The sequence below is a fragment of the Microcoleus sp. B7-D4 genome, from assembly GCF_036705125.1.
In the GTDB taxonomy this organism is placed as follows: Bacteria; Cyanobacteriota; Cyanobacteriia; order Cyanobacteriales; family Microcoleaceae; genus Microcoleus.
On record NZ_JAUBTT010000181.1, the window covers coordinates 1 to 7539 of the forward strand.

Genomic DNA, 7539 nt, shown 5'->3' on the forward strand with positions numbered 1-7539 from the left:
CCGCCCTTTCTGGACGGGCGGGACGCCCATCCCACAAGAACCATCAAAATTCTAAGTTATTTAATTCTCATTCCTTAGCGGATAAACGCGGATAAACGCTGATGGGATGATATGAAATGCTAATTTCGGCAACTTGCGAAAATAGCCTCACACCTCAAACCTAACACCTACAACCGAACTCTATCACCTCATAGCTATTACCTAATGCCTACAACCGAACACTTTTAACTAATTAGCTCGATCGCCCGATCGGCTTGAATCAAACCATATCCACTGGCAAGGTCAAATCCAACATCAAAACCGGGCGTGTTTGGATCGTCCATATCCAAAGCCGTTTGCGCTAGGACTCTATTAATGTCCGCTGGGCTTAAGTAGGGATTTGCTTGCAGCATCAAAGCCGCAACTGCCGCCGCATGAGGAACCGCTGCAGATGTGCCCGCGAAATTGGGGAAACTGTCAGCATCTTCCAGAATATCGTTGCCAAAGAACGTCGTATTGGTATTGTTGGGAGCGACGAAACTCGGCTGCGGGCGCAACTCAGGTTTAGATAGACGATCGCCCTTTTCATCAAACAAAATAGGAGTGCCACCAGCCGAAGAAAACTTTTCCAATATTGCAGGATTTACACCGTATTCAGGAGTGAGAAAATAAGAGGCAGCCCCGACTGCTGCGACTCCTCTGGCATTCGCATTGCCATATACAGTTGAACTATTGGTGTTGTAATTGTTGATTTTGAAGGTAGCGGAACCGCCCGCTATATACTTCATTAAACCGGGAGCAGCACCCGATCGCTTGGCAATCATGAGATTGAATAAATTGGAGCCAAAGGAACCATCATTGGAGAATTTAAAAAACTCGATCGGATCTCCTCCCACATTTGACAATGTGCGGCTGCCTAATATTTTTTGTTTGGTGCTGTCGAGCAGGTAAATGTCAAGATCGTTAGTTGAATTAGCCATAGGTGAGTCCCATTGCAGTGAGAGGTCGAAGGAATCACCTGTCTTTAGCGTGATGTTTTGATAGATATCTACCCCAGGCCCCGGATCGAAGTCATGAAGTTCTCCGAAACCTGGCACAAATCCAGCCGAGTTGAAAGCACTTTGATAGCTATGGCGAGCAGAATTACCTGCTGAAGTAAAATAGGAAACTCCCTGTTTGACTACTTCTTCGATCGCTCGGGCAATGATGCCATCTTGGAACATCGGTTCAGATAGAACCCTGACATCATCTACAATGATTTGCGCTCCCCGTGCTGCCAGGGCATGAATTCCGTCAGCTATAACCCTTTCATTTGCTTTGGCGAATTCTAGAGCGCTGTTAAACTCACCGACTGCAGAGGCTGTGTGAAATAACAATTCAGCTCCTGGAGCAATATCGTGAATAATTTGCAGCAAAGCTCTGCCTTCATCCATCGGTGCGAGGGACTTATGGTCAAATTCTGATAACACCTTGACTGTTGCAGGCAAGTCGCCGCTTTCAATATCTTTGGCGGCTCCACCCAGTTTGTTGAAACTATCAGATAACACCCCGATTTTAACGCCGGTGCCGTCTACTCTAAACCGATCGCGCGCTACATCCGATCGCATGGCCCGATCGCCGAGGCTGGTTACAGATCCAGGAGGTTTTAAAGTGAGGAAGGCTGAATTGTCGATCGCGCTGGCATTGGTGTTTTTCAGAATTGCTAGTAAATCCCCAGTCTTAGTGCTAATTAATGTACTTTCGCTGTTGTCGCCTGTGCCTTGATAAACGATTAATTCATCAAGGGTTAACCCCGCAGCTAAACCGAGCCGATCGCGATCGTTAAGATTAAAGTCAGTGAGAATATCAGTTCCTTCCTGGGCTTCCAACACGAAGATATCGCTCTCAGTCCCGCCGATTAATACATCTAGCCCCGCGTCGCCCGCGAGCAAATCGCTGCCAGCATTCCCCCAAATCGTATCGTTGCCGACATCGCCCAACAGGATGTCATTATCGCTAAGTCCATTGATGCGATCGCCACTTTGATTGTTTATTGCATCGCTGACATGGTTGAATCTTGCCATCAAATCGTTGAAATTGTTGGGCAGCGCGATCTGGCTTTTCATGTTACTGGCTAGCAGCAGATTGTGGCGATCGAGGAAAGTAGATAAGTTGATATTTACAGGATCGATGTTCATAGAAGTTATGCCAAATTCCAAAATTTTTTCACGCCAAACTAGACATCACTTAGGTGCTGTCGGTGCATGTGCTTTTTAGTCGTTTAATTACGGCTTCATATCCCTAAACAAATCTCTTGGGATGTTAGGCGGCCAATCGAGGGGCGGCATTGGGAAGCCATTCTGCTGGGAAGCAGGCTGTTGTTGACACCGCTTTTTGTCGTCATTTAAGCCAAAGCCCATGTTCCAACTGAAATTTTCGTTGCGGGTGATGCTTTGATTTCTCCGATCGATTCTGGCGGTAAAAGTCCCGGATTCAATGATGGTATTACCGCGTTTTATCTCATAGGAAAAGTCATTATTGCCAGGTTGTACGGCTAAATAGCTACCCTTGTGTGTGATGTCAAAAGACACTTTAAATCCTTGCGACATTGGAGCTTTATCGTATCCGCGATCGGTATAAGGAGAAGGGTTGCGATCGATCCCGGGGGTGACATTTCTGATAGTAACGCGCAACCCTGGAGCGGGTGGCGTAGTTTGGGAAATGAAGGCTGCTCTCCCGAAGACTAGCTCTTCGTGGGTGCGGCTGTGAGTCTCCATATTAGGGTGGTAGAACTGACCGACACACTTGCCTGAGTCTACTTGGTAAGTTGTAGTGACAGATAAAGTAGTTACTGCACCGACATTGAATTCCTCAGATGCTTGAAATTGCAATCCGGTTTGCAGGGCGGGTGATGGGGTTTGGGCATTGGTAATATCAGACAGCACCGGTACGCTTAACAGTGAAATTCCCATGACTGTAGAAACAAATTTTGCTTTCATTGTTAGGATTGATTTTTGTAATTTCATCGGTTTAGCCTCACAAATATTTGCAATTATCGGCAAGTTTTAGCAAGCAGATAACCGAGCTCGTGTCCGATCGATTACCATAACAAAAACTGTTTGTAGTGCGGACTTTATGCAGCAGGATAGTGCGGGTTAAAGTCCAGAATACGAAGCATAGTTATTGCGGTCGCTCGCGCCTACACGATAGGATACGATAATTTTTGGGACTGGCTGATTTCTAATTCGATTTATTCTCAATCTAATGCAAGGTGTTGTTTGCATCATGTGTACCAGCATCTCGAATTCAGGCTTTCATGTCGATAGATAAACTTCGCGTTACAGATCGATTTTCCACAGAGCAAGTTCGTGCAGGGTATCTGCCACAGCCAAACTGTTGAACTTAAAGGAGTTTGAGCCAACTTCTGGCAGTCGGTTAGAGTCCAAAAAATTTAACCGCATTGCAATTCACAAAATCCGTTTCCTGTCAATAGCTGAAATTCGTAAATTATTTGGTAAGCTTCAAAGGAAATATTGTTCGATAGGTAATTTTTGTAACAATTAATACTTTTATCGATAAAGTATGGAGCTGGAACACGGACTTGAATGGGTCGATCGGCTGGTGAAAAATCGCACGGGCAATCCTCTGACTGCTATGGAAATTGCGCTGCTTAGAGGTGCGTGGTTGGGACAAACCTACGAAGCGATCGCACAGACAACTAACTACTCTGCCAGCTACCTCAGCCGTACCTTTGCACCCCAGTTATGGCAACGTTTATCAACTGCCTTTGGCGAATCTGTAACGAAGAAAAGCTTTCGTGCTTGTATAGAACGCCTTGCGGCCGGACAAATAATTGCACAACAACAGGGACAAGACACAGAAAAACAAAAAAATGCTCCTGTTCTTGCTGACCATCAAGCTAGCCTTGCCCAAACACCAGCCACTGCGATCGGCTGCCTCAATGTGGATCCTCTTTGTGATTGGGGAGAAGCGATCGATGTCTCCATTTTTCACGGACGCACTCAAGAATTAGGCAAGCTAACCCAGTGGATAGTGCGGGAGCGCTGTCGATTAGTCGCCCTGTTAGGGATGGGTGGCATTGGCAAAACCGCACTGTCAGTAAAACTGGCCCAGCAGATTCAAGAACACTTCGAGTTTGTTGTGTGGCGATCGCTGCGGAACGCGCCTCCCCTAGAAGACTTGCTCAAAGACCTAATTCTAATACTTTCCCAGCAACAAGACATTGAGCTGCCTCGATCGACTTACGAACAAACTTCTCGTTTATTGCAATACTTGCAAAAACATCGCTGTCTGCTGATTCTAGATAATGGCGAATCGATCTTGCAGAGCGGCGATCGAGCCGGGCACTATTTACCTCAGTATGAAGGCTACGGACAATTGTTGCAGCGTGTTGGCGAGAGCAGCCATCAAAGCTGTTTAGTCTTTACCAGTCGTGAAAAACCAGACGAAGTTGCGGTTCTAGCAGGAGAAATCTCTCTAGTGCGGGTACTGCAAACGATCGGTTTAAGCGCTGCAGAAAGCGATGGCATTTTCTCAAGTAAGTCTTTGAGCGGTTCAGATGCCGATCGCCAACAGCTTAATGAACTTTATGGGGGAAATCCTCTGGCTTTAAAGATTGTCGCCACCTCGATTAGCGAAGTATTTGACGGCAATATTTCTGCGTTTATACAGGAAAAAACTGCTGTTTTTAACGGAATTCGGTTGTTACTTGATGGGCAATTCAATCGTCTGTCGGATATAGAAAAACAGGTAATGTATTGGCTGGCTATTAATCGAGACTGGGTAACAACTCAGGAATTGCAAAATGATTTTTTCCCTGCGCTTTCTAAAGCCAAACTGCTAGAAGCATTAGAATACTTGCGGCGGCGATCGCTGATTGAATGCAGCACTCAAGGATTTACCCAGCAACCTGTTGTCATGGAATACATGACACAGAAGTCGATCGAAACTGTTTGTGATGAAATTTGTCAGCAGGCACCGCAATTATTATCAACCTACGCACTGTTAAAAGCGCAGGCAAAAGATTACATTCGAGAGGCGCAACTGCGAGCGCTCGTGCAACCTCTGATTGCTCAACTGTTGGGTCATTTTGGCACTCAACAGGCGATCGCGCAACAATTACAGCCAATGCTAGAACGCCTGAAACGAGAACCTCACCTCCGATCGGGATATGGAGCTGGTAACTTAATCAATCTACTATCTCAATTGCACGCCGATCTGAGTGGATATGATTTTTCTGGCTTAACGATTCGTCAAGCAGATTTGCGACAAGTGTCGCTTAAACAAGTTAATTTAGCTGATACCCATTTGATTAACTCAGTCTTTGCCGAATTACTGGGCAGCCTCAATGCAGTTGCCGTCAGCCCAGACAATACCTTAGTCGCAAAGCTCGGTAACGATGGCATGATTTGTGTTTGGCAGGTGGCAACAGGTCAACGAGTGCTTACCTTAGCAGCCCACACTTCTTTAGTCTTGAAAGGTTTGGATTTTAGCCCAGACGGACGATTGCTGGTGAGTGGTGGTTACGATCATCTCGTCAAGTTGTGGGATGTCACAACAGGAAGATGCCTGCAAAGCTGGTTCGTTGGTAATTCTGTGCTAGTAACGATATTTAGCCCAGACGGTAAGCTAGTTGCCTGCAGTAAAGATGGCAATACGATCGAACTGTGGGATGTCCAAACCGGGCAATGTCTCAGGGTGCTTTCAGGCAGTCAGGCTCAAGGTATTGGGTTGGCATTTCACCCTCACAGCAGGCTACTGGCGAGTGCTGGGGCCGAACTAACAGTCAGACTCTGGGATGTCTCGACTGGAGAATGTTTGCAGACATTTGTCCATACAGATATGGTGTGGTCAGTTGCTTTTAATTCTGACGGTACTCATCTGGCGACGGGTGGAGCAAATTCTTCAGTCAAAATCTGGGATCTAGAAACGGGGGACTGTCTCCATACTTTGGAAGGTCACAAAGGTCCTGTAAATGCGATCGGCTACACTGCTGATAGCAGCATTTTGGTAAGTGGCAGTAGCGATGGCACCGTTCGCCTCTGGGATGTCCGGACTAGAAGATGTCTTAAAGTTCTGTCGCAAGGCGATGGAGATGCTGTCTTCGCAATTGGCTGTTTCTCGAACAGTTCGATCGTTGTCAGTGGCAGCGTTAACGGAACCATCAGATTTTGGGATACAACAATCGGGCAATGTACCAGAACTTTGCAAGGAAAGATGATTGCTTTTAGAACCCTCGCCTGCAACAGCCAGGGAACTCTACTGGTTAGTGGCAGTGAAAATGGTCAAGTAAGAATTTGGGATATAGCAACTGGACGCTGCTTGAAAGTTATAGCAGAACATACTATACAGGTTTGGGGTACTGCGTTTCATCCCCAAAAAAACTGGTTTGCTACGTCCGATTTGGGTGGCAAGGTATGCCTGTGGGAGTTTGAGGTAATTGCTCAACCTTCTACTCTCAGTCAAGCTTCAGAAACTGCATTTGACTGTCGTCTTAAGACGGTTTACCAGCATACCCATTGGGTGCAAGCGATCGGCTTTCATCCTCAAAGCGATATTTTAGTGATGGGTCATGGCGATGCAATGATTCGGTTCTGGGATATTACTACTGAAACCACGATTAAAACCCTATTTGATGGGGGGCATTGGAATGTACTAGCAATCGCGTTTCATCCGCAAGCTCATCTCCTAGCAAGCGTGAGTAACGATCCGTTAGTCAGAGTGTGGAATGCAAACACTGGCGAGCGTTGTATGGCTTTGCAGGGTCATACCAGTCGCAACTGGACAGCGGCCTTTCATCCCCAGGGGCACTTGCTGGCAACAGGTGGTGATGACCATTTGTTGAAGTTGTGGGACATTAATACAGGTCAATGCTGCGTTACTTTGCAGGAACATACGAGTTCGATTTGTTCTATTGCTTTCAGCCCAGACGGTAGATTAATGGCAAGCAGCAGTACCGATCGCACAATTCGCCTGTGGGATACAACAACTTGGCAGTGCCTGCGAGTGCTGCAAGGACACACAGGAGCGGTCATTTCTATTGCGTTTCAACCGCATTGTGATGGCGTTTCTTCAGATCGTCCGCTGATTCTAGCCAGTGCTAGCTATGATGAAACCCTGCGATTGTGGAATGTTCAAACAGGAGAATGTCTCAAGATTCTCCGTCCCGATCGGTTATATGAAGGCATGAATATTACTGGAGTAACCGGATTAACGGAACCTCAAAAAGCAACATTAAAGGCGTTAGGAGCGATAGAAAACCAATTATGAAATTTCAGTAGGTAGGCGTAAATAAACCCGCTTATGTAACAGAATGTAAATAACTCGAAACTTCTGCGATTGCCTTTCTTCGGATCTTAACGAAGAGAGGTTCTCTTCGTTAAGCTCGCTTGTGACTACGCGCAGCGGTTCTGTTGTCGAGCAAACTGTCGAGACTGAGGAAGAAACTCCGAGGTTTATCGAATTGGGCGCTGCGCTCGATCGGGGCGAATTCGAGTTACAAAATAGCCTCGCTCAAGGTGTCAGCAAGCGGCGCGAACAAACTAAGGTGTTCAAGCTGAC

3 protein-coding genes are annotated in these 7539 nt (G+C 46.5%); 1 reads left to right on the top strand and 2 read right to left on the bottom strand.

Features of this window, described 5'->3' with window-relative positions:
• Positions 1-224 precede the first annotated feature (224 nt).
• Positions 225-2156 carry a S8 family serine peptidase gene (locus QUB12_RS35970; protein ID WP_333310897.1) on the bottom strand — a complete coding sequence of 644 codons (1932 nt, stop codon included), beginning with the start codon at positions 2154-2156 and terminating at the stop codon, positions 225-227.
• Positions 2157-2243: 87 nt separating this feature from the next.
• Complete coding sequence (locus tag QUB12_RS35975) at positions 2244-2957, bottom strand: hypothetical protein (protein WP_333310899.1); 714 nt, start codon at positions 2955-2957, stop codon at positions 2244-2246.
• Between the two features lie 583 nt (positions 2958-3540).
• Between QUB12_RS35975 and QUB12_RS35980 the strand changes: the two genes are divergently transcribed.
• Positions 3541-7248, top strand: coding sequence for a WD40 domain-containing protein (locus QUB12_RS35980; RefSeq protein WP_333141706.1), 3708 nt, complete (start codon positions 3541-3543; stop codon positions 7246-7248).
• The last annotated feature ends 291 nt before the right edge of the window (positions 7249-7539 follow it).

Excerpts from the sequence above, each read along its gene's own strand:
- QUB12_RS35970 (WP_333310897.1), bottom strand. The coding sequence starts at position 2,156 with ATGAACATCGATCCTGTAAATATCAACTTATCTACTTTCCTCGATCGC.
- QUB12_RS35975 (WP_333310899.1), bottom strand. The coding sequence starts at position 2,957 with ATGAAAGCAAAATTTGTTTCTACAGTCATGGGAATTTCACTGTTAAGC.
- QUB12_RS35980 (WP_333141706.1), top strand. The coding sequence starts at position 3,541 with ATGGAGCTGGAACACGGACTTGAATGGGTCGATCGGCTGGTGAAAAAT.